The organism is Kribbella sp. NPDC023855 (assembly GCF_040639475.1).
Lineage (GTDB): Bacteria > Actinomycetota > Actinomycetes > Propionibacteriales > Kribbellaceae > Kribbella.
Window position 1 is genome coordinate 165,315 of record NZ_JBFAAA010000001.1, and the last position, 22,495, is coordinate 187,809.

A 22,495-nucleotide genomic window follows, 5' to 3' on the forward strand; every position below is an offset into this window, starting at 1 on the left:
TGACATGGATGCTCTCGTGCTCGTCCTCGGTGTTCTCTACTGGGTACTGTTCGCCTTCTTCCTGACCCTGGTGGCGCGGTTCGTACTCAGTCTCATCGTCATGTTCGCGCCGCAATGGCACCCGAAAGGGCCGATGCTGTTGCTGTTCGAGCTGATCTACTCGGTGACCGATCCGTTTCTTCGGCCACTGCGGCGGATCCTGCCGCCGATCGGCGCGGGTGGTATCCGGATCGACCTGTCGATGTTGATGCTGTTCGTGCTGGTCTCGCTGGCGATGTCGATCAACTCGACCGCGATCGGATCGTTGTGAGATCGACGGAACCGACCAGATCACCGGCAGGATCACAGGGGAGGCGGAGCATGAGGACTCCACCACCTGGGTAGGACCAGACCGGACGACGGGGAGATCGAACAGCAGTTATCGCCCGCCCGGATTCCGCCAGAACACAACGAAGCGATAACGTGATCTACTGAGTCGCCAGGTTCACGCCATGACGACTCCGCCAAGACACAGACAAACGAGGTGAAAGATGCCGCTGACGCCGGATGACGTCCGCTCGAAGCAGTTCACGCCCGTCCGATTGCGGGAGGGCTACGACGTCACTGAGGTCGACTCCTTCCTTGACGAGGTGGAAGCCGAGCTCGAGCGCCTTCTCGCCGAGAACGAGGAGTTGCGGGCCAAGCTTGCCGCGGCCCAGCGTGCCGGCAGTGGGCAGGACCGACCGGTGGTCGACCAGACCGCCGCCCTGCCGCCTGTCGTGCAGCAGCCCAAGCCGGCCCCCGTGGTCGTCGAGAAGCCAGAGGAGAAGCCGCCGCCAGTTGTCGCTCCGCCAGTAGCGGCCGCGGGGGCTGCTGCGGCAGCCGGAACCGTGGGCGACGCCTCCAGCTCCGCCGTGCGGCTGCTGGAGATGGCCACCAAGCACTCCGACGACCTGGTCCAGGAGGCGAAGGACACCGCCGACAAGATCATCGGCGAGGCCCGCGCCAAGGCCGAGCGGCTGGAGAACGAGGCCCGCGGCAAGGCTGACCGGATGACCGGTGAGGCCCGCGCCCGCGCCGAGAAGCTCGACGGCGAGATCGCCGAGCGTCGCGCCCAGATGCTCGGCACGCTGGAGAAGCAGAAGGGTCAGCTCGAGCGCACCATCGACGACCTGCACGCGTACGAGCGTGAGTACCGCAGCCGCCTGAAGACGTACTTCACCGAGCAGCTCAAGGCGCTCGGCAACGGCGACGACACGCTCAGCCCGCGCAACGGCTTCCGCCCGGAGGCCCGCGCCCAGGCTCACGGTCACGGCGTCTAAGCAGTACCTGGTCTCCACGCTTCGGTTCGTCTTGGCTTGACTAGGGGCGGTGCTCATCCGGCAGCACCGCCTCTTTGTCATGTCCGGACTTTTCTGACTGACCGTCGCAAGTAGGTAACTCAGGGTCCCCACACCCGGCCGCCGGATCACGGCCAGGTCAGTGGGGCCTTCTGTCCGCTGAGCGTCTGGACGTCGGTGACCCGCAGCCGATAGGGCGTCAGTCTCAGCAACGAGACCTTTTCTCCCGCCGGCCCGTCGGGGAACACGGACCAGAAGTCGAACCCCAGTGGTTCCGGAGCCTCGCGGTACAGCTCCCAGACTCGTTGCCGGGTCGTCTCATCGGTGATCCACTCGGCCTGACAGTCGGCGATCGCGACGTCGTGCGTCGCGTCCCAGTAGCAGCAGCTCAGGTACGGCGACCTGGCCAGGTGCGCCACCTTGACCGGAGTCGGCCGCGTGACGATCCACCCGACGAGGTCCTCGCCGCTCAGTTCCCAGTAGGGATGCAGGATCCGCGACCGGGGCCGGTTCAGCCGGTCGACCGTCGCCACCGTGCACCACACGATCCGATGCGCTGTCTCCATGAATGCCTTTTGCACAACCATGGTTGTAGATTAGCTGATGCACAACCTGGGTTGTACAGTTCGTCGTATGGCTGATTTCGACCCCGCCGACAGCGACTTGTCGCTGGCCTCGCTGTTCGCCGGGTGGGCGCTCGCCGACGAGCTCCAGCGCCGGCTGGCGGCCGAGGGTTTTGACGACGCTCGATTTGCCGATGGTGTGGTCTTCCAGCACGTGATCGCCGCGGCCGTGACGATCAGCACGCTGGCCGAGAGGTTGGGGGTCAGCCAGCAGGCTGCCTCCAAGTCGGTGGCCGATCTGGAGAAGCGTGGCTATCTCACCCGCGAGCCCGACCCGAGCGATGCCCGGGCGCGGCTGATCACACTCACCGCCCGGGGTGAAGCGGTGATCGCGGCAGCCCGCAAGCACCGCGCCGCCATCGATGCCGAGCTCCGGGAGTCACTCGGATCGGACCGGGTCGAGTCGGCCCGCCTGCTCCTTCTCGACGTACTGCGTCACCTCGACGCGACCCCGGCCCTGCGAGCCCGCCGGGTGCGCCCGCCCAGCTAGGACGGGCGCACAGCCGTCAGGCCTTGCTGATCCAGTAGGTGAGGGCCAGGTCCTCGTCGGTGCCCGGGGCGGCGGAGGTAGTTGCCGGGGGCGCCGATTGGGTCAGCGTGGTGGCGAGGATCTCGCGGGCGATCTCGTCGGCATGCTTGCCCAGGGCATCGGACAGTTCGGTGTCGGTGGTGGTCAGCCAGACGGTGATCCGGTCCGAGACCTCCAGGCCGGTGTTCTTGCGGGCCTCCTGCAGGGTCCGGACCACCTCGCGGGCCAGGCCGGCCTGCTTCAGCTCAGGCGTCACCTCGAGGTCGAGTGCCACCGTCTCGCCCTGCTCGTTGACGACCGACCAGCCTTCGCGCGGCCGCTCCGACAGCAGCACCTCGTCCGCGCTGACCTCGACGTTCTCGCCGTCGACCACCACGGTCGCAGTACCGGATGCCTTCAGGGAGGCGGCCAGTGCAGCTGCGTCGGCTGCGGCGATTGCTCCCGCCACGACCGGGGTCTGCTTGGCGAATCGCTTGCCGAGCTCGCGGAAGTTGCCCTTCGCGGAGTACTCGACCAGGTCCGCGCCCGCCGAGGAGAGCGGCTCGACCGAACCCACGTTGAGCTCGTCGGCGATCTCCTGCAGCAGTTCCTCGGACAGGTCGGCGATCGCAGCCGAGCCGACCAGCGCGCGGCTGAGCGGCTGCCGGGTCCGAACCTTCGCCTCGGCCCGGGCCGACCGGCCCAGCTCGACGACCCGCCGCGCCATCGACAAGTGCGTCGCCAGCCGGTCGTCGATCACCGATGCGTCGTACTGCGGGAACGCGGCCAGGTGCACCGATTCGGCCAGCTCTGGCGTGACCGGGCGGAACACGTCCTGCCAGACCCGCTCGGTCACGAACGGGGTGAGCGGCGCCATCAACCGGGTCAGTACGTCGAGCGTCTCGTGCAGCGTGGCCAGCGCGCCGGCGTCACCGGCCCAGAACCGGCGGCGCGAGCGGCGGACGTACCAGTTGGAGAGCACGTCGACGAACGAGCTGATCAACGAGCCGAGCTTCTGCGTGTCGTACGCCGCGTAGGCCTCGTCCGTGTCGCGGACCAGCCGGTTGGTCTCGCTGACCAGCCAGCGGTCGAGCACCGACCGCTCCGCTACTGGGGGTGCGGCGTCGTTCGGGGACCAGTCGGCCAGCCGCGCGTACAGGGCGTGGAAGGCGACCGTGTTCCAGTAGGTCAGCAGCACCTTGCGGACGATCTCGTTGAGCACGTTCGGCCCGATGCCGCGTGCCTTCCACGGCGAGCCGGAGCAGGCCATGAACCAGCGCACCGCGTCGGCGCTGTGGTTGTCCATCAGCGGGATCGGTTCGAGGATGTTGCCCAGGTGCTTGGACATCTTCCGGCCGTCCTCGGCCATGATGTGCCCCAGGCAGACGACGTTGCGGTACGACGACTCGTCGAAGACCAGCGTGCCGATCGCCATCAGCGTGTAGAACCAGCCCCGGGTCTGGTCGATCGCCTCGGAGATGAAGTCGGCCGGGTAGGACTTGGCGAACTTCTCCTGCGAGCCCTCGGCCCACGGGTAACCCCACTGCGCGAACGGCATCGAGCCCGAGTCGTACCAGGCGTCGATCACCTCGGCCACCCGGGTCGACTCCTCGCCGCAGGTCGGGCAGGCGAAGGTGATGTCGTCGACGAACGGCCGGTGCGGGTCGGTCGCGCTCAGGTCGCGGCCGGCCAGCTCGCCCAGCTCGGCCAGCGATCCCACGCACACCTGGTGGTCGTCGGCGCAGCGCCAGATCGGCAGCGGCGTACCCCAGAAGCGAGAGCGGGACACGGCCCAGTCGATGTTGTTGCGCAGCCAGTCGCCGTACCGGCCCCACTTGACCGATTCCGGGAACCAGTTGGTCTTCTCGTTCTCCCGGAGCAGGGCGTCCTTCACCTGGGTGGTGCGGATGTACCAGGACGGCAGGGCGTAGTACATGACGGGGGTGTGGCAGCGCCAGCAGTGCGGGTACGGGTGCTCGTACGGCACGTGCCGGAACAGGACACCGCGGTCGCGCAGGTCGTTGACCAGGTCCTCGTCGGCCTTCTTGAAGAACTGCCCACCGACCAGCGGCACGTCGGCCTTGAAGGTGCCGTCGGCCTCGATCGGGTTGACCACCGGCAGGTTGTAGGCCCGGCAGACGATGAGGTCGTCGGCACCGAACGCGGGGGACTGGTGCACCAGACCAGTACCGTCCTCAGTGGTGACATACTCAGCCAGTACTACGAAGTGCGCCGGCTCGGGGAACTCCACGAGCTCGAAGGGCCGCTGGTAGTTCCACCGCTCCATGTCGCGACCGACGTACCGGTCAGTGACCGTCCAGCCCTCGCCCAGCGTGCCCAGCAGCGGCTCGGCCACGACCAGCGACTCGTTGCCGTCAGTGGCGACCACGTAGTCGACGTCAGGGTGTACTGCGACCGCGGTGTTGGACACGAGGGTCCACGGAGTCGTCGTCCACACCAGCAGTGAAGCCTTGCCCGCCAGTGGGCCAGAGGTGAGCGGGAAGCGGACGTAGACCGACGGGTCGACGACGGTCTCGTAGCCCTGGGCAAGCTCGTGGTCGGACAGGCCGGTGCCGCAGCGCGGGCAGTACGGCGTGATGCGGTAGTCCTCGACCAGTTGGCCCTTGTCGTGGATCTGCTTGAGCGACCACCACACGGACTGCACGTACTCCGGGTCCATCGTCCGGTACGGGTGATCCATGTCCACCCAGTAGCCCATCCGGGTGGTCAGGTCGGCGAAGGCGTCGACGTGCCGTAGTACGGACTCGCGGCACTTCGCGTTGAACTCCGCGATGCCGAAGGCCTCGATGTCCTTCTTGCCGTTGAAGCCGAGCTCCTTCTCGACCGCGACCTCAACCGGCAGGCCGTGGCAGTCCCAGCCGGCCTTGCGCTCGACCGAGAAACCCTTCATCGTCCGGTAGCGCGGGAAGACGTCCTTGAAGACGCGCGCCTCGATGTGGTGCGTGCCGGGCATGCCGTTCGCGGTCGGCGGGCCCTCGAAGAACGTCCACGGTTCACCACCGGCGGTCTGCTCGAGACTCTTCGCGAAGGTGTCCTGGTCGTCCCAGTGCGCGAGGACGTCGCGCTCGATCGCGGGCAGATCGACCTGAGCAGGGATCTGTCGCCACGGTGTGCTGGGGTTGTCCGCCATGTTCCTTCGTTCCTTCGTCGAGCGTCGTGCTTGCCGGACGAAGGGACGAGGCACCGGCATCGTCGCCGGGCTCCGCGGTACCACCCTCCTTGACAGCCCTGACCGATTCGTTCCCCCACCCCACCGCCCCGGTCAAGGGACCGCCCACTTCGTTACGCTCCGCTGCCGGGTCTAATGAGTCCGTGAAGGACCGTTCTTCCGGCGGCTCCGGGGTGATGGCCCCATCACTGCCTTGCGGTGTGCGTGGCCAGTGTACGACTTCGCACCGCCCGGTCACGAATCGTTAATCGCTGGCCAAGCGGGATTTTCTCACTCACAATTCCGCTGAAGAACGTCCGAGATGTGGCTGTGACGCGCGGAACGTCGAGAGAGCTTGAAGAAGCGACTACCGTATGTCCACGGTCTGCGCGTCGGGCTGGCACGTGGCCTTGATGTGACCTACTGTCTTGCGACCAGTCCGCTTCAGTCTCCGACGAAGGCAGGGGGTAGTCGACCATGGCTACATCGGCTCCGAAGAAGTCCGCCCCCAGACGTCCCAGCGCGGCCGAGAAGAGTGCCGCGAACCCCGCTGAGCCGGCCGCGAAGAAGGCGCCGGCCAAACAGCCAGCCAAACTGCCTTCCACCAAGAAGGCCCCTGCCAAGCAGACTCCGACGAAGAGGGTGGCCATGAAGACGAACGAGAACCGCACCCCGGCGACGGCGCCGGCCAAGACCCCCGGCAAGCCCGCCGGGAACCTGACCGTCAAGGACGGCGAGACGCCGTGGACCGCGGCCGAGATGGAAGAGCTCCGTGGTGAGCTCGAGGCCGACGCGGTGCACCTGAAGCAGGAGATCCGCGACGCCGAGCAGGAGATCGTCGGGCTGCTCCGCGACGGCGGCGACGGGGCGGGCAACGACCAGGCCGATGTCGGGTCGACCACCCTGGAGCGCGACCACGAGATGTCGCTGGCGAACAACGCCCGGGACATGCTCGACCAGATCGAGCGGGCGCTGTCCCGGATCGACGACGGCACCTACGGCGTCTGTGAGAGCTGTGGCCAGGCGATCGGCAAGGGTCGGTTGCAGGCGTTCCCGCGTGCGACACTGTGCGTGTCATGCAAAGAACGCGAAGAACGCCGCTGAGCGACCCAGACCCGTCCCACCTGCCAGGGGACGAAGCACCCCCTTCGACGAAACCGGCCGACCTCGAGTCGGCCGGTTCCTCGTCGTCCCTGGCAACCCCGGCCAGCGGCGAAGCCGCGGTGCCGGGGTCCTCCGCCGAGGGTGGCGGGGCCTCTGAGGACTCCGCTCTTTCTGCGCCGCCCGCCGGCGCAGCCGGCGGGCGGCGCTTGGTTGTTCTGTTTGCGGTGGTGGGGTTGCTGGTGCTCGGCCTGGATCAGCTGACCAAGATGCTGGCGTTGCAGCATTTGACGCCGGGGGAGCCGGTCAACGTGATCGGGAGCCTGCTGAAGTTCAACCTGATCCGCAACGCGGGCGCCGCGTTCAGCCTGGGTGAGGACTTCACGCCGGTGATCAGCGCGGTGCAGATCATCGTCGCGGTCGGCGTGGTCTGGTTGTCGCGCAAGCTCGGCTCGATCGGCTGGGCGGTCGCCTTCGGGCTGCTGTTCGGCGGCGCGATCGGCAACATCACCGACCGGATCTTCCGGGAGCCGTCGCCCTTCCACGGGCACGTGGTCGACTTCCTGCAGACCCCGAACTGGGCGATCTTCAACGTCGCCGACATGGCCGTCAGCTCGGCCGCGATCCTGCTGGTCATCCAGACCCTGCGCGGTATCAAGCTGGACGGCACGAAAGAGACGGGCAGGAAATGAGCGGCGACGCACGCACGGTGATGGTTCCCGACGGCCTCGCCGGTGAGCGGCTCGACGCCGCCCTGTCCCGGCTGTTCGGCGTCTCCCGCACCAAGGCCGTCGAGATGATCGAGTCCGGCCTGGTCCAGATGAACGGTTCGCCTGCGCTCAAGTCCGCCCGGGTCTCCGCCGGGGTGATGCTCGACGTCGAGCTGCCCGCGCCGCCGGTCGAGATGACCGTCGTACCGGAAACCGTTGAGAACCTGCGGATCGTGCACGACGACGACGAGATCGTGGTCGTCGACAAGCCGGTCGGAGTCGCCGCGCACCCGTCGCCGGGCTGGACCGGGCCGACCGTGATCGGGCACCTGGCCGGAGCCGGCTTCAGCATCTCCACCAGCGGTGCCGCCGAGCGCAAGGGAATCGTGCACCGGCTCGACGTCGGCACCTCGGGACTGATGGTGGTCGCCAAGACGGAGTACAGCTACACCGTGCTCAAGCGCGCCTTCAAGGAGCGCACGGTGAAGAAGATCTACCACGCGCTGGTCCAGGGCCACCCGGATCCGTTCACCGGCACCGTGGACGCGCCGATCGACCGGCACCCGCACCACGACTACAAGTTCGGCATCGTGGCGGGCGGCAAACCGAGCATCACGCACTACGAGACGCTCGAGGCGTTCCGGTTCGCCACCCTGCTCGAGATCACCCTGGAGACCGGCCGGACGCACCAGATCCGCGTCCACATGTCCGCGATCGGCCACCCGTGCTGCGGCGACCTCACCTACGGTGCCGACCCGGTTCTGGCCGAGCGGCTGCAACTCAGCCGTCAGTGGCTCCACGCGATGCGCCTCGGCTTCGACCACCCGGGCAGCGGCCAGTACGTCGAGTACACCTCGCAGTACCCCGAGGACCTCGACCAGGCCCTGAACCAACTCGCTGCCACCCAGTGAAGCTGTACCTGTCCTCGTTCCGCCTGGGCGACCATCCCGAGCGGCTGGTCGCCCTGCTCCCGGCGGCAGGACGGGTCGCGGTCATCTGCAACGCGATCGACGCCGAAGAACCCCCGGTACGCCGGGAAAAAGTCGCGGCGGAACTCACCTGGCTCAGCGAACTCGGCCTCCGCCCCGAGGAGCTCGACCTGCGCTCGTACTCCGAACGCGGCGCCCGCTTCGGCCAGGACCTCCGCGCGCGACTCACGCAGTACGACGGCCTCTGGGTCCGCGGCGGCAATGTCTTCGTCCTCCGAGCCGCGATGGCGGCCAGCGGAGCCGACCGGATCCTCCCCGAGCTGATCCGTGAGGAGGGGCTGGTCTACGCCGGCTACAGCGCCGGCTGCTGTGTGCTCGCGCCGAGCCTGCACGGCCTCGAGCTCTGTGATGACGTCGACGCGGTCGACGGCGAGGTGATCTGGGAGGGGCTCAGCGTGCTCGACCAGGCGATCGTGCCGCACCTGGACTCACCGGGGCATCCCGAGACCGAACTCGTGGAGAAGGTGCGCGCAGAGTACGAGCGCACCGGCGTACCCCACCTTCCGATGCGCGACGGCCAGGCCCTGATCATCAACGGGCCAACCCGTGAACTCGTCTAGCCCCAACCCTGGCTGACGGACCGTAGGCACCGGGCAGGCTCGTCACCGGCGCTGACGAACAAGGCGGTGAGCATCGGAACCGCGTATCCGAGTGCCTCGCGCGGCAGCGGACCGGTCACCGTCAGCGATGCGAGCCCGTGGCCGATGACCCAGCTCTGGGTGGCGAGGTCGAGCGGTTCGACCTCGCCGGCGAAGCGTCCGTCGGCCTTCGCCCGGTCGACCGCCTCGACGAGTCGGTGCAGCGTCGCGTCCGCGGCCGCGAGGTCCTCCAGCTCGACCTCCGCATCGAACATCACCCGATAGAGATCGGGACTGGCCTCGGCGTTCGCCACGTACGCCGACCCCAGGGCGGCCAGATCGCGGACCGGGTCGGTGGTCGGAGCGAGTTGGTCGAGAACCGCCGCGAGCCGCGTGAACCCCTCCTGCCGCACCGCCTTCCACAGACCGTCGATCCCGTCGAAGTACGTGTAGACGGCCATCGTCGACACGCCGGTCCCGTCGACCAGCGCCCGCAGCGTGATCGGCTCCCGCGCCCGCAGCATCTGCGCGGCCCGCTCGATCAGCAGGGACCGCACGCCAGGATCTTTCAGCCTCGCCACTGTCTCACTATACATAACGCTGTTATGGTTCAGCTTCCCCGACACTGTGGAGCACCTGATGGCCGTGACCCTGATCAATCCCGATTGCCTGCCCAAGCCCGAGGTCTACCGGCAGCTGTCCATCGCGACCGGTTCGAGGCTGGTCTTCCTGGCCGGGCAGGTGGCGCGGGACAGCGACGGCCGGCCGGTCGGTGCGGACGACCTTGCCGCTCAGGTCGAGCAGGCGTACCTCAACATCGGCAACGCGCTGACCGAGATCGGCGGATCGTTCGACGACGTGGCGAAGCTGACCGTCTATGTCGTCGACTGGCACGCCGGCAAAATGCCGCAGCTGGGCGAGGGCGTCGCCCGCGCGGCGGCCAAGCTGGGCGTGGACCCGGTCAAACCGATCACCTTGCTCGGCATCGCCAGTCTGGGCGAGCCCGATCTCCTCGTCGAGGTCGAGGCGACGGCTGTGCTCGACTAGGTTCTGGTGAGCCGTCCGGCGAGTTCGGCGACGGCTGCGGTTACGGCTGGGCCATGGACCAGTACGGCGTCGTTGTGGTCGGCGGCTGGTATCTCGATCAGCTTCTGCAGGTTGGGTGCGGCTTGGGCAACAGTTCGGCTCTGCTCCGGTGGCACGATCGAGTCGTCGGCTCCGCAGATCACCACGACCGGGACGTTCACCGTGGCCAGTTGGTCGGCCAGCGGGTAGTGGTCACGGAGCAACTGCCGGACCGGAAGGAACGGGTAGTGCACCCGGCCGACCGCGGCCAGGTCGACGAAGGGTGAGCGCAGTACCAGGCCGCCGGGTGGGATCTCGGTGGCGAGCTCGGTGACGACGGCGGCGCCGAGGCTTTCGCCGAAGTACACGATGCGGTGGGGTGGCAGGCCGGTCTCCTGAGCCAGGTACCGCTGGGCCGCGCGGACATCGCGGGCAAATCCACGCTCACTGGGACGGCCCTCGCTACCGCCGTAGCCGCGATAGTCGAAGAGCAGAACCGTCAGCCCTTCAGCAGCCAGAGCCTTCGCCAACGGCGCCCGGCCGGAGCGATTGCCCGCGTTTCCGTTCGCCACCAGTACTGCGATGCCGCGGTCCGGTTCGCCCGCCGGAACGAGCCAGGCACCCAGCCGTATACCGTCGTCTGCCTCCAGCACTACATCCTGAGCACCGGGTAGCGCGCTGGCCGCCGAGCCGGCGGCGGTCGGGTCGGGCAGATAGATGAGTTGGCGCTGAAATCCCCAGATGAGGGCAAGGATCAGCAGCACCACCGCAGCCGCGACCACTGCCACCTTGACCACGCTCTCAGTGTGCCCGGCCACCGGGGATCGGGCGATTTCGGGTCGCCGGCCAGAACTGCCTGACCGTCTGCGACAGCTGCCGGGCCTACGCTGGGACGGACAGCGAAGGCGGGATGCGATCGGGATGGCGGAAACGAAGCCCACGGCAACGAGTCGCGGACGGCTGCCGGCCGAGCTGACGAGTTTCGTGGGGCGGCGGCGCGAGCTGGCCGGCACCAGGCGGTTGCTGGCGAGCAGCCGCCTGCTGACCCTGACCGGGGTGGGTGGGGTCGGCAAGACACGGCTGGCGATGCGACTGGCTGCCGACGTACGGCGGACGTTCGCGGATGGCGCCTGGTTCGTAGAGCTCGCCGCCTTGCACGACCCGGGTCTGCTGGGACACACGCTGGCCGGAGCACTCGAGCTGAGCCAGGTGTCCGCGAATCCGGCGGCCGACCTCGCGGAGTACCTGGAGGACAAGCACCTGTTGCTGGTGCTCGACAACTGTGAGCACCTCGCCGACGCGTGCGCAGTACTGGCGAGCAAGCTGCTCGCGGCGGCTCCGCAGCTCCGGATCATCGCCACCAGCCGGCACGTGCTCGGTGTCGAAGGAGAGCAGGTCTTCCCGGTTCCGCCGCTGTCCACACCGCCCGAGAACGACCTGACAGCGGGCGACGCCGGCCGGTACGAGTCGCTGGCGCTGTTCGCGGATCGCGCGCAGTCCGTAGCGCCGGACTTCGAGATCGACGCGGCGAACCGCCCGACAGTGATCGAGCTGTGCCGGCGTCTCGACGGCATCCCGCTGGCCCTGGAGCTGGCGGCGGTCTGGCTGCGGACGCTGTCACCGGCGCAGATCCTCGACCGGCTCGAAGACCGATTCCGGCTGCTCGCCACCGGCAAACCCGTCGCACCGGCCAGACAGCAGGCGCTGGATGCCGCGATCGGCTGGAGCTACGACCTCTGCTCGCCGGCCGAACAGGCCCTGTGGGAACGGCTGTCGGTGTTCGCCGGTGGATTCGACCTCGACGGCGCGGAGCAGATCTGCTCGGGCGACGGCATCGACCGCGCCGAGGTACTCGACCTGATTGCCGGCCTGGTGAACAAGTCGATCATCACCAGGCAGGCGATGACGGATCACACCGTCGCCTGGTACGACATGCTCGGCATCATCAGCCAGTACGGCGTGGAGCGGCTCGCCGCCGGGGGCCGGGCGCGAGCGCTACGGGTGCGGCACCGCGACTACTACCGGGCGATGGCCGCGGAGTGGGAGTCGGACAGCTTCAGCCCTCGCCAGGCCGACTGGTTCATCCGGTTGCGCCGCGAACACGACAACGTCCGGGCCGCGCTGGACTTCTGTCTCGCCGAACCGGGCGAGGCGCCGGCCGCCCTGGAGATCGCCGCACCGATCTGGAACTTCTGGTTCGCCGGATTCCTTCGCGAGGGTCACCGGTATCTGGTCCACGCTCTCGAGCTCGCCCCGGAGCAGACGCCCGCCCGGGCGAAGGCGCTCTGGGCAGGCAGCTATCTGGCCATGTTCCTGGGGGAGACGGACCAGCTCGGCCGGATGCTGGCCGAGTGCGAGACGCTGGCCGAGCGGTTCGACGACGACTTGCTGCGGGCAAGGATCGCGGAGGTCTCGGGCCATGCGCTCAACTACGCCGGCGAGCTCCCGGCCGCGGTGGCCCGGCTGGAGGAGGCCTTGGCCGGCTTCCGCGCTGTCCACGACCAGCTGGGCGAGTTCGACTCCCTGATCCTGCTGTCGGCGGCCACCTTCTTCCTCGGGGATCCGCGGGTGGAGCAGTTCAGCCGGCAGGCGTTCGAGCTGGCCGACAGCTGTGACGCGGCGTCGTCGAAGGCCTATGCGCTGTGGACCCTCGGCATCGTCCAGTGGCGCGATCACGATGACGCCGAGCAGGCCGCCCGATCCCTCCGCGAGGCGATCCGGCTGTGGCTACCGCTGAACGACCGGACCGGGATCGGCTTCTGCGTCCAGGCGCTCTCCTGGTGTGCGAGCACGGTGGCGCCGAACGAACTCGCGGCCCGGTTGATGGGCGCATCCCGGGCGGTCTGGCGGTCGAGTGGCGCGCACGTCGACGAGACCACGCCGTACAGCCAGTTCGACGAGCAGTCCCGGCAGCGGATCCGGGCCGCGGTGGGTGACGCCGCTTTCAAGCAGGCCTTCGAGCAGGGTGCCGCCTACTCCTTCGAGCAGGCGGTGTCGCTCGCCCTCGGCCAGGAGACGGAACGCGGGGGCTCAGCGAGTCCAGGCCGGGCCGGCGGCCTGACGCGCCGGGAGCACGAGATCGCGGAACTGCTCAGCGAGGGGCTGAGCAACAAGGAGATCGCCGCCCGGCTGGTGATCGGCCAGCGCACGGCCGAGACGCACGTCGAGCACATTCTCGGCAAGCTCGGCTTCAGCTCCAGGGCCCAGGTCGCCCGCTGGATCGCCGAGCAGCGCACCGACTGACGCTCCGCCAGGAATGGGCGCGCTCCCACGGACTCCGTAGAGAAACCCGTAGGCCTACGGATGCCGTGGAGCGCCCGGCACCGGAAGGTTAGCGCTAACAACGTCGGACAGATCATGACGAGGACCGCATGCAGACCGAACCGAGCGCCGGCCCAGGGTGGTGGCGGAATGCTGTGATCTACCAGGTCTACGTGCGCAGCTTCCACGACTCCGACGGCGACGGCATCGGTGATCTCAGCGGTGTCCGGGCCAGGCTGCCCTATCTGCGCAGCCTCGGCGTCGACGGCCTCTGGCTGAACCCCTTCTTCCCCTCACCGCAGCACGATCACGGGTACGACGTGTCCGACTACTGCGCGGTGCACCCGGACTACGGAACCATCGACACCTTCGACCGGCTAATCCGGGATGCCCACCGGCTCGACCTCAAGGTGATGATCGACGTCGTCCCCAACCACTGCTCGATCGAGCACCCCTGGTTCGCCGAGGCGCTCGCTGCCGGCCCCGGCAGCCCGGAGCGCGCCCGCTTCCACTTCGCCGACGGCACCGGCCAGTACGGCGAACTGCCGCCGAACAACTGGCGCTCCATCTTCGGCGGGTCCGCCTGGCGACGCGTGCCCGACGGCCAGTGGTACCTGCACACGTTCGCCGCCGAGCAGGCCGACTTCAACTGGCGCCACCCCGACGTCGCGTCGTACTTCGAGCAGGTACTGCGCTTCTGGTTCGACCGCGGCGTCGACGGGTTGCGCATCGACGTCGCCCACGGGTTGCACAAGCGCGACGGGCTGCCCGACCACGAGCACGCCGGCCACGACGAGCTCACCGGCGACCCGGTCAACCCCCATGCCTGGAATCAGCCGGAGGTGCACGATGTATGGCGGAGCTGGCGGGCGATCGCGGAGGAGTACACGGCCCGAACCGGCCGGGAGCGGGTCCTGGTCGGTGAGGTCGGAGTGCTCGACGCGGAGCAGGTCGCGCAGTACCAGCGGCCGGACGAGCTGCACCAGAACTTCTTCTTCGAGTTCCTCCGCGCCGACTTCGACGACCGGACGCTGTCGGCGGTGATCGACCGCGGCCTGGGGACGATCGCCGCCTCGGGTTCCGCCGTCGCCTGGGTGCTCAACAACCACGACATGCCCCGGTCCGTCACCCGGTACGCCGGTGGTGCGCCCGGCGTTGACGCCGGTGACGTCGAACTCGGACTCGCCCGGGCCAGGGCGGCAGCGCTGCTGATGCTCGCCCTCCCGGGATCCACCTACCTCTACCAAGGGGAGGAGCTCGGCCTGCCCGAGGTCACCGACCTGCCGGACGAGGTACTGGTGGATCCGATGTTCCACCGCACCAACGGCGTACGGCGTGGCCGGGACGGTTGCCGGGTGCCGCTGCCCTGGGCGACAGGCCAGGACCACTTCGGGTTCTCCGCCAGTGGTGCGGCCTCGACACCGTGGCTGCCACAGCCCGACTGGTTCGCGGACCACGCTGTCGACCGTCTGCTCGACTCTGGTAGCTCGATGCTGCACCTGTACCGCGAGGCGCTCGCGCTGCGGCGGCTGATCCCCGCGCTCTCCTCAAGCGACTTCCACTGGCTGCCGGCCGAGCCGGGCGTCCTGGCCTTCACCCGGGGCGACGGATTCGCCTGTGTCGTCAACTGCTCGTCCAGACCAGTCTGTACTCCGGTGGACGGCGACCTGGTGCTCGCCAGCGATCCGGAAGTGGGGGAGAAGCTCCCAGCGAACAGCGCCGCCTGGTTCCTGCTGAGGGACCACTGAGGACCGGCGGACCCGGCGGGCTGTGAAACCCCCCTGCCTCAGCCCCGGGTACGCCGCTCCACCCCTCTCCGCCACCTTCCGGGCGGAGAGGGGTGGAGCATCCATCACAGCGGCGTGAACTGGTGTTGTCCTGGTCCGGTCCACGCCCGGATATCGGGCGGCGTCGGCGGCGCTCGGTGAGGCGATTCCAGGACTGTCGGTGGGCCCGCATAGGCTGTGTCAGTCCCGCTCACTCACGCCTCTGGGAGGTCTGCGAAGACATGGCGTCCAGCGACAGTTTCGTGCATCTACACGTGCACACCGAGTACTCGATGCTGGACGGCGCCGCGCGGATCGACGAGTTGTTCAAAACGGCCCAGGAGATGGGTCAGCCGGCCATCGCGACCACCGACCACGGGTTCGTCTTCGGTGCGTACGAGTTCTGGAAGACCGCCAAGAAGTACGACGTCAAGCCGATCATCGGCGTCGAGGCGTACCTGACGCCGCACACGCACCGGACCGAGCGCAAGCGGGTCAAGTGGGGCGACGCGAACTCCGGCCGTGACGACGTCTCGGGTAGCGGTGCGTACACGCACATGACGCTGCTGGCGAAGAACACGTCCGGCATGCACAACCTGTTCAAGATGTCGTCGCTGGCCAGTCTCGAGGGCTACTACTTCAAGCCCCGGATGGACCGCGAGCTGCTGCAGACCTACGGCAAGGGCCTGATCGCCACCACCGGCTGCCCCTCGGGTGAGGTGCAGACCCGGCTGCGGCTGGGGCAGTACAAGGAGGCTCTCGAGGCGGCCGCGGAGTTCCGCGACATCTTCGGCAAGGAGAACTACTACTGCGAGCTGATGGACCACGGCCTCGGCATCGAGCGCAACGTCCAGGGCGACCTACTGAAGCTGGCCAAGGAGCTCGGCCTGCCGCTGGTCGCGACCAACGACCTGCACTACACCAAGCCCGAGGACGCGGTCGCCCACGCGGCGCTGCTCTGCGTGCAGTCCGGCTCGACCCTGTCGGACCCGAACCGGTTCAAGTTCGACGCGAACGAGTTCTACGTCAAGACGGCCGCCGAGATGCGCGAGGTCTGGAAGGACTTCCCCGAGGCGTGTGACAACACCCTGCTGATCGCCGAGCAGTGCGACGTCTCCTTCACCGAGGGGGAGGGCCGGTTCATGCCGCGCTTCCCCTGCCCCGACGGGCACAACGAGGAGTCCTGGTTCGTCGCCGAGGTCGAGACCGGCCTGCACAAGCGCTACCCCGAGGGCGTCCCGGACCACGTGCGCAAGCAGGCGGAGTACGAGATCGAGGTGATCACCTCGAAGGGGTACGCCGGGTACTTCCTGGTCGTCGCCGACTTCATCAACTGGGCCAAGGAGAACGGGATCCGGGTCGGCCCGGGCCGTGGCTCCGGTGCCGGTTCGATGTGCGCGTACGCGATGCGGATCACCGACCTCGACCCGCTGGTGCACGGCCTGATCTTCGAGCGCTTCCTGAACCCCGAACGCATGTCGATGCCCGACTTCGACATCGACTTCGACGACCGCCGCCGGCCCGAGGTGATCCGCTACGTCACCGAGAAGTACGGCGACGACCGGGTCGCGATGATCGTCACCTACGGCACGATCAAGGCCAAGCAGGCGATCAAGGACGCCGGCCGGGTGCTGGACTACCCGTTCGCGATGGGCGACCGGATCACCAAGGCGATGCCGCCGGCCGTGATGGGCAAGGACGTGCCGCTGTCCGGCATCTTCGACCCCACCCACAAGCGGTACTCCGAGGCCGGCGAGTTCCGCCAGCTGTACGAGTCGGACGCCGACGTGCGCAAGATCGTCGACACCGCCCGCGGCCTGGAGAACCTGAAGCGCCAGTGGGGTGTGCACGCGGCCGGCGTGATCATGTCCAGCGAGCCGCTGATCGACCTGATCCCGATCATGCGCCGCGACCAGGACGGCCAGATCATCACCCAGTTCGACTACCCGAGCTGCGAGACGCTCGGCCTGGTCAAGATGGACTTCCTGGGTCTGCGCAACCTGACCATCATGGACGACGCGGTCAAGAACGTGGAGGCCAGCCGCGGTATCAAGCTCGACCTGGACGAGCTGGCCAAGACGCTGGACGACAAGCCCACCTTCGAGCTGCTCGGCCGCGGTGACACGCTCGGCGTCTTCCAGTTCGACGGCGGCCCGATGCGGGCCCTGCTGCGGCTGATGAAGCCGGACAACTTCGAGGACATCTCGGCCGTCGGCGCGCTCTACCGGCCCGGCCCGATGGGCGCGAACAGCCACACCAACTACGCGCTCCGCAAGAACAAGCAGCAGGAGATCAGCTACCCGCACGACGAGCTGGCGGTGGCGCTGGAGCCGATCCTCGGGACGACGTACGGGCTGATCGTCTACCAGGAGCAGGTGATGGCGATCGCCCAGCAGCTCGCCGGCTACACGCTCGGCAAGGCGGACCTGCTCCGCCGGGCGATGGGCAAGAAGAAGCGCGAGGTGCTGGACGCGGAGTACGTCGGCTTCTCCGAGGGGATGAAGGCCAACGGCTTCTCCGACCAGTCGATCAAGGCGTTGTGGGACGTCCTGGTCCCGTTCTCCGACTACGCGTTCAACAAGGCACACTCCGCGGCGTACGGGCTGGTCTCGTACTGGACCGCCTACCTGAAGGCGAACTACCCCGCGGAGTACATGGCCGCCGTTCTGACGTCCGTCAAGGACGACAAGGACAAGATGGCCATCTACCTGAACGAGTGCCGCCGGATGGGCATCAAGGTGCTGCCGCCGGACGTGAACGAGTCCGACTCGAACTTCACCCCGGTCGGCACCGACATCCGCTTCGGCCTGTCCGCGATCCGCAACGTCGGGGTCAACGTGGTGGCCGAGATCGTCGCCGCCCGCGAGTCCGAGGGGCGGTTCACCGACTTCGTCGACTTCATCGACAAGGTGCCGCTGCCGGTCTGCAACAAGCGCGTCATCGAGTCGCTGGCCAAGGCCGGCTCGTTCGACTCGATGGGGCACGCGCGGCGCGCGGTCGTGGCGGTGCACGAGCAGGCCGTCGACGAGGCGATCGACCTCAAGCGCAACGAGGCGCACGGGCAGTTCGATCTGTTCTCGATGGGTGACGACGCCGACGAAGGTGAGGGCAACAGCCGGCTCACCGTGACGGTGCCGGAGATCGAGGAGTGGGACAAGGCGACCAAGCTCGCCCACGAACGCGACATGCTCGGTCTGTACGTGTCCGACCATCCGCTGTTCGGGGTTGAGCACGTGCTCACCAACGGCACCGACTGCACGATCGGTCAGCTGCTCGCCGACGACGACCGGCCCGACGGCACCCAGGTGACGATCGGAGGCCTGGTCACCGCGGTCCAGCGCAAGGTGAACAAGCGCGGCGACATCTACGCGATCGTCACGATCGAGGACCTGGAAGGTTCGATCGAGGTGATGATGTTCTCCTCGGCGTACCAGCTCGCGGCGCACCTGCTCACCAACGACGCGATCATCTTGATGAAGGGCCGGCTGCGGCGGCGCGACGACCGGGTCGAGCTGAGCGGGTCCGACGTGACCGTGCCCGACCTGACCCAGGGGCCGAGCGGCCCGGTGGTGATCACGATGCCGATCAACCGCTGTACGCCGCCGGTGGTCGACCAGTTGCGCGACGTGCTGAAGTCGCACCCCGGGATGACCGAGGTGCAGCTGCGGCTGCAGGCCAGCCAGAAGACCACCGTGATGCGGATCGGCGACCGGTTCCGGGTGACTCCGACCTCGTCGTTGATGGCCGACCTCAAGGCCTTGCTGGGCCCGTCGTGCCTGGCGAGCTGACCCGACCTGCAACACTGGCGACGTGAGTCAGCCAGTGGACAACCTGCACAACCCGTCCGGCGGTCCGGCGCCGTACAGCCAGAGCTACGGTCACCACCCGCTCGGACAGCATCCGTTCGGGCAGCCGGTGGTCGTGCAGGAGCCCAAGATGCCGTGGAGCAAGGCGATCGCCGTGACGATCGCCGCCTTCCTGGTCGCCGGTGCGATCGCGGGCTGGGCGTGGCAGCAGTTCGCGCCGCTCGCGAAGTACACGGTCGACGAGAACGGTGGGTCGCTCGGCGAAGAGCAGATGACGAAGGTCTTCGGACCCGACGGCCTGTTCACCGCGATCGGGTTCCTGGCCGCGCTGGTGCTCGGCGGGTTGCTGTTCTGGTGGCTGCGCAACTACGGTCCGTGGGCGGTCGGCATCGTCGTACTCGGTTCAGGTCTGGGCGCGGGTGTGGCGTGGGGTGTGGGGATGCTGCTCGGCCATGATCCGCTGCAGCCGCGGCTCGAAGCCTCCAAGCCCGGAGACCTGTTGGACGCGCCTCTCGAGCTGCACACGTGGACGCCATTGGCCGCTTGGCTGGTCGGCGCTGCCCTCGCTGTCGCGATCATCGCGGCCACGACGTGGCGGGCAGATCCGGTTGCAACCGGATCGGTACCTGCCGCGTCAGAGTCATCGCCGCAGGTGCATTAGCCTGTTTCGGCCCGGCGGTGACGCCGCCGGAGACGTGAGGGGGCATATGTCCGACTACACCAATCCGCCAGCCGGTGGGCACCACCCGGGTGCCGCAGGCGGACCGCAGGGCGGCCAGCCGCCACACAACCCGTACTCCGCTCCGCAGGGGCAGCAACCCGGCTACGCTGGTGGTGGGCAGCCGCAGGGGCAACAGCCTGGCTACGCCGGTGGTGGGCAGCCGCAGTACGGCGGAGCTCAGCCTCCGCAGTACGGGCCGGGCCAGCCGCAGCACGGGCAGCCGCACGGCCCGGGGCAGCCGCAGCACGGGCAGCCGCCGTACCAGGCGGGTCAGCCTGGTCAGCCGCAGGCGCCGCAGTACGGAGCCGGCCAGCCGCAGTATGGAGCGGGGCAGCCGCAGTACCAGCAGGGCGGGCCGGCGTGGCAGCAGCCTGACCACCCGCAGCAGATGCACGGTGGCGGGGGACAGCCGCCGTACGGGTCTCCCGAGACCATGCAGTGGCAGCCGGAGCGGAAGAAGCGCGGCAAGCTCGTCCCGCTGATCGCAGTGCTTGCGGTCCTCGCCGTGGTGACGGGCGGCGGCATCTTCGCCTACGCACGGCTCACCGGTGGCGACCAGCCGGCCGCGGTACTGCCCGGCAACTCGATGGCCTACGCGCGGATCGACCTGAACCCGTCGGCCGGCCAGAAGGTCGCGGCTGTCCGGTTCATGCTGAAGTTCCCGTCGGCCAAGGAGAAGATGGGGCTGACCAGCGACCAGGACGACCTGCGCCAGAAGCTGTTCGACCTGATCAAGAAGGACGCCGGGGACGACCTGGCCGACGTCGACTTCGAGAAGGACATCAAGCCGTGGCTGGGTGACCGGGCCGGAGTCGCCGCGATCCCGGGCGCGGACGGCAAGTCGCCGGACGCGCTGGTCGCGATCGAGGTCAAGAACCAGGACAAGGCCACCCAGGGCCTGGACAAGCTGTTCTCGAAGGAGGAGAAGAAGCCCGGCCGGGCCTTCAGCAACGGCTATGTGCTGATCTCCGACAAGCAGTCGGTCGTCGACGCGGCAGTTGCCAACAGCAAGGAAACCCCGCTGTCGGAGAACACCACCTTCAAGGCCGACATGGACGCGCTCGGCGAGCAGGGCTTCGCGTCCTTCTGGGCCGACATGAAGGGTGTCGCCGCGGCGGCCGGTGAGCGGCTTCCCGAGGCACAGCGGGCCGCGCTGCCCAACGGCAGCATGGCCGCCGCGCTGCGGTTCGACTCGCAGTACGTCGAGCTGAAGGGCATCGCCCACGGCGACAAGTCGGTCAAGGTCAACGCGACCGGCGCCGGCGAGCACATCGCCAAGCTGCCGGACACCACCGCGGGGGCGATCGCGCTGTCCGACGGCGCGAACCTGGTCGACACGATGTGGACGCAGCTGCAGAAGTCCGGCGGCGGCGCGAACCTGCCCGAGATGGCGAAGAAGTTCAGCTCGCAGTACGGGCTGACGCTGCCGGACGACCTGAAGCCGCTGCTCGGCAAGAACGTGGCGATCGCGGTCGACAAGGGCAGCAGCGACACCCCGAAGATCGCGGCCCGGATGGAGACCGACCCGGCGCAGGCCGAGCAGGTGGTGGACAAGGTGACCAACCTGATCCGGTCCCGGACCTCGGCGAACATCCCGATCCAGAAGGCGAAGGACGACAAGACCTTCGTCATCGCGACGGACCAGGAGTACGCCGACCAGGTGCTCAAGGGTGGCAACCTCGGTGGGACCGAGGCCTTCAAGCAGGCGGTCCCGGACACCTCTGGTGCGGTGATGGTCGGCTACGTGGACTTCGAGGCGATCTCCTCGCTGTCCAGGCGGACCAGCTCCAACCAGGACTACGCTGCTCTCCGTTCGGCCGGCATCAGCAGCCGGGTGACGGCGGATGGTGAAGGCGAGTTCACCGTGCGAGTAGTCGCGAAGTAACCCTTCCCCGCAGAAGACCCGGACGGCCGAGACATAGCCGTCCGGGTCTTCTCGTTCCACCCAGTGCCCAGCCCTGGGCGACCCCAACCCCAGAGGAACCTTGTGAACGGCTACAGCCCGCGGACGGTGACGCAGTACGGCGTGGAGACGATCAACGGATGGCCGATCAAGCTCTACGGGCTGGCTGTCGACGGCGAACCCGGTCAGGAGCTGCTCGCGGCCGCTCGGTCCGCCGCGGGAGCGAGCCTGCCGGCGACGTCCGGCGAACAGGCGGCCGCCTTCGTGATCGCGCACCAGGCCCGGCCGGCTTGTTTCGTGCTGGTCTATTGGTGGGCGAGCCCCGTGGATCTCTGCCTGGCCTATTTCCGCTCCCCGTTGGAGAGGCCTGCTGAGCTCAGTCCCATGCCGGAGCATTCGACCGGCTGCGTCTGGGAACTGGCCCTCACCCACCACGAGCGAGCCGCCTGGGTCGAGCACGTTCTCAGCGGCGAGGCCTCGCTTGATGCCTACCTCGCGGCTGGAGTACCCACCGAAGTCTGAAAAGAGATGATGTCGAAAAGCGGGGACTGGCTTCTACCTAAGGGTAAACGCACCTAGGAGGAGTCATGGGTTACATCACTGCTGTCCGGATCGTTGCGATCCAGGTGAGCGATCAGGATCGAGCGTTGGACTTCTACCAGCACAAGCTGGGGTTCGAGAAGTTGATGGATGCTCCGTTGCCGGAGACGGGTGGACGGTGGCTGGTCGTGGGACTGCCGGGTGGGGGTGCCTCGATCGCGTTGCTGGCCCCCTCGGAGGACGCGGCGGTCGGTGTCGACACGGGGATCAGGTTGGGGACCGGCGACGCGGCCGAGGCTCACCGTGCGCTCGCGGATCAGGGAGTCGAGACCAGTGAGCTGATCTCCTGGCCCGGGGTGCCGCCGATGTTCACCATTCAGGATCAGGATGGCAACCGGCTTTATCTGGTTCAGGAATGACCCTCGGATAACGAGAC

Annotated in this window: 19 protein-coding genes; 15 read left to right on the plus strand and 4 right to left on the minus strand. The window is 68.1% G+C overall.

What is annotated here, in order from left to right:
• Window positions 1–4 precede the first annotated feature (4 nt).
• Window positions 5–310 (plus strand): YggT family protein, encoded by a 306-nt coding sequence (locus AB0F51_RS00735; protein ID WP_360271925.1) that lies wholly within the window; start codon window positions 5–7, stop codon window positions 308–310.
• Window positions 311–530: 220 nt separating this feature from the next.
• Window positions 531–1,301, plus strand: coding sequence for a DivIVA domain-containing protein (locus AB0F51_RS00740; protein ID WP_270130925.1), 771 nt, complete (start codon window positions 531–533; stop codon window positions 1,299–1,301).
• A 146-nt stretch (window positions 1,302–1,447) separates the two neighbouring features.
• Here the strand turns inward: AB0F51_RS00740 and AB0F51_RS00745 are convergent, their stop codons facing one another.
• Window positions 1,448–1,906 carry a pyridoxamine 5'-phosphate oxidase family protein gene (locus AB0F51_RS00745; RefSeq protein WP_360271928.1) on the minus strand — a complete coding sequence of 153 codons (459 nt, stop codon included), beginning with the start codon at window positions 1,904–1,906 and terminating at the stop codon, window positions 1,448–1,450.
• 46 nt (window positions 1,907–1,952) lie between these two features.
• On the opposite strand from AB0F51_RS00745, the gene AB0F51_RS00750 reads away from it, so the two are divergent.
• On the plus strand, window positions 1,953–2,432 hold the full coding sequence (locus tag AB0F51_RS00750; RefSeq protein WP_360271931.1) for a MarR family transcriptional regulator: 480 nt from the start codon (window positions 1,953–1,955) through the stop codon (window positions 2,430–2,432).
• A 16-nt stretch (window positions 2,433–2,448) separates the two neighbouring features.
• Here AB0F51_RS00750 and ileS read toward each other — a convergent pair whose 3' ends face one another.
• Window positions 2,449–5,601, minus strand: coding sequence for an isoleucine--tRNA ligase (ileS, locus tag AB0F51_RS00755; RefSeq protein WP_360271933.1), 3,153 nt, complete (start codon window positions 5,599–5,601; stop codon window positions 2,449–2,451).
• Window positions 5,602–6,096: 495 nt separating this feature from the next.
• Here ileS and AB0F51_RS00760 point away from each other — a divergent pair, with 495 nt between their 5' ends.
• From AB0F51_RS00760 to AB0F51_RS00775, 4 genes are all read left to right on the plus strand, one after another.
• Window positions 6,097–6,723: a TraR/DksA family transcriptional regulator gene (locus AB0F51_RS00760; RefSeq protein WP_360271936.1), complete on the plus strand. Its 627-nt coding sequence runs from the start codon at window positions 6,097–6,099 to the stop codon at window positions 6,721–6,723.
• Window positions 6,724–6,947: 224 nt separating this feature from the next.
• Entirely contained in the window at window positions 6,948–7,412 is a 465-nt protein-coding gene (gene lspA / locus AB0F51_RS00765; protein WP_360271939.1) for a signal peptidase II, read from the plus strand.
• Entirely contained in the window at window positions 7,409–8,341 is a 933-nt protein-coding gene (locus AB0F51_RS00770; protein WP_360271942.1) for an RluA family pseudouridine synthase, read from the plus strand. Before lspA ends, AB0F51_RS00770 begins: the two co-directional genes overlap by 4 nt.
• The gene (locus tag AB0F51_RS00775) at window positions 8,338–8,979 is read left to right on the plus strand and encodes a Type 1 glutamine amidotransferase-like domain-containing protein (RefSeq protein ID WP_360271945.1); all 642 of its coding nucleotides are present in this window, start codon (window positions 8,338–8,340) and stop codon (window positions 8,977–8,979) included. Before AB0F51_RS00770 ends, AB0F51_RS00775 begins: the two co-directional genes overlap by 4 nt.
• Here the strand turns inward: AB0F51_RS00775 and AB0F51_RS00780 are convergent.
• The gene (locus AB0F51_RS00780; RefSeq protein ID WP_360271948.1) at window positions 8,976–9,578 is read right to left on the minus strand and encodes a TetR/AcrR family transcriptional regulator; all 603 of its coding nucleotides are present in this window, start codon (window positions 9,576–9,578) and stop codon (window positions 8,976–8,978) included. The two genes, AB0F51_RS00775 and AB0F51_RS00780, sit on opposite strands and share 4 nt — an antisense overlap.
• A gap of 58 nt (window positions 9,579–9,636) precedes the next feature.
• Here AB0F51_RS00780 and AB0F51_RS00785 point away from each other — a divergent pair, with 58 nt between their 5' ends.
• The gene (locus AB0F51_RS00785; protein ID WP_360271951.1) at window positions 9,637–10,044 is read left to right on the plus strand and encodes a RidA family protein; all 408 of its coding nucleotides are present in this window, start codon (window positions 9,637–9,639) and stop codon (window positions 10,042–10,044) included.
• Here AB0F51_RS00785 and AB0F51_RS00790 read toward each other — a convergent pair.
• Window positions 10,041–10,859, minus strand: a complete 819-nt coding sequence (locus AB0F51_RS00790) for an alpha/beta hydrolase (protein ID WP_360271953.1) — start codon at window positions 10,857–10,859, stop codon at window positions 10,041–10,043. The genes AB0F51_RS00785 and AB0F51_RS00790 overlap by 4 nt on opposite strands.
• 124 nt (window positions 10,860–10,983) lie before the next feature.
• Here AB0F51_RS00790 and AB0F51_RS00795 point away from each other — a divergent pair, with 124 nt between their 5' ends.
• From AB0F51_RS00795 to AB0F51_RS00825, 7 genes are all read left to right on the plus strand, one after another.
• The gene (locus tag AB0F51_RS00795; RefSeq protein WP_360271955.1) at window positions 10,984–13,305 is read left to right on the plus strand and encodes a LuxR C-terminal-related transcriptional regulator; all 2,322 of its coding nucleotides are present in this window, start codon (window positions 10,984–10,986) and stop codon (window positions 13,303–13,305) included.
• A gap of 128 nt (window positions 13,306–13,433) precedes the next feature.
• A complete protein-coding gene (locus AB0F51_RS00800) occupies window positions 13,434–15,071 on the plus strand; it encodes an alpha-amylase family glycosyl hydrolase (protein ID WP_360271957.1) in 1,638 nt (545 codons plus the stop codon).
• A 260-nt stretch (window positions 15,072–15,331) separates the two neighbouring features.
• Entirely contained in the window at window positions 15,332–18,877 is a 3,546-nt protein-coding gene (dnaE, locus tag AB0F51_RS00805) for a DNA polymerase III subunit alpha (protein ID WP_360271960.1), read from the plus strand.
• Window positions 18,878–18,899: 22 nt separating this feature from the next.
• Window positions 18,900–19,556: a hypothetical protein gene (locus AB0F51_RS00810; RefSeq protein ID WP_360271962.1), complete on the plus strand. Its 657-nt coding sequence runs from the start codon at window positions 18,900–18,902 to the stop codon at window positions 19,554–19,556.
• A gap of 46 nt (window positions 19,557–19,602) precedes the next feature.
• Window positions 19,603–21,501, plus strand: a complete 1,899-nt coding sequence (locus AB0F51_RS00815; protein WP_360271965.1) for a DUF3352 domain-containing protein — start codon at window positions 19,603–19,605, stop codon at window positions 21,499–21,501.
• 102 nt (window positions 21,502–21,603) lie between these two features.
• The gene (locus tag AB0F51_RS00820; RefSeq protein WP_360271967.1) at window positions 21,604–22,041 is read left to right on the plus strand and encodes a hypothetical protein; all 438 of its coding nucleotides are present in this window, start codon (window positions 21,604–21,606) and stop codon (window positions 22,039–22,041) included.
• 65 nt (window positions 22,042–22,106) lie between these two features.
• Window positions 22,107–22,478, plus strand: coding sequence for a VOC family protein (locus tag AB0F51_RS00825; RefSeq protein ID WP_360271970.1), 372 nt, complete (start codon window positions 22,107–22,109; stop codon window positions 22,476–22,478).
• Window positions 22,479–22,495: the final 17 nt, after the last annotated feature.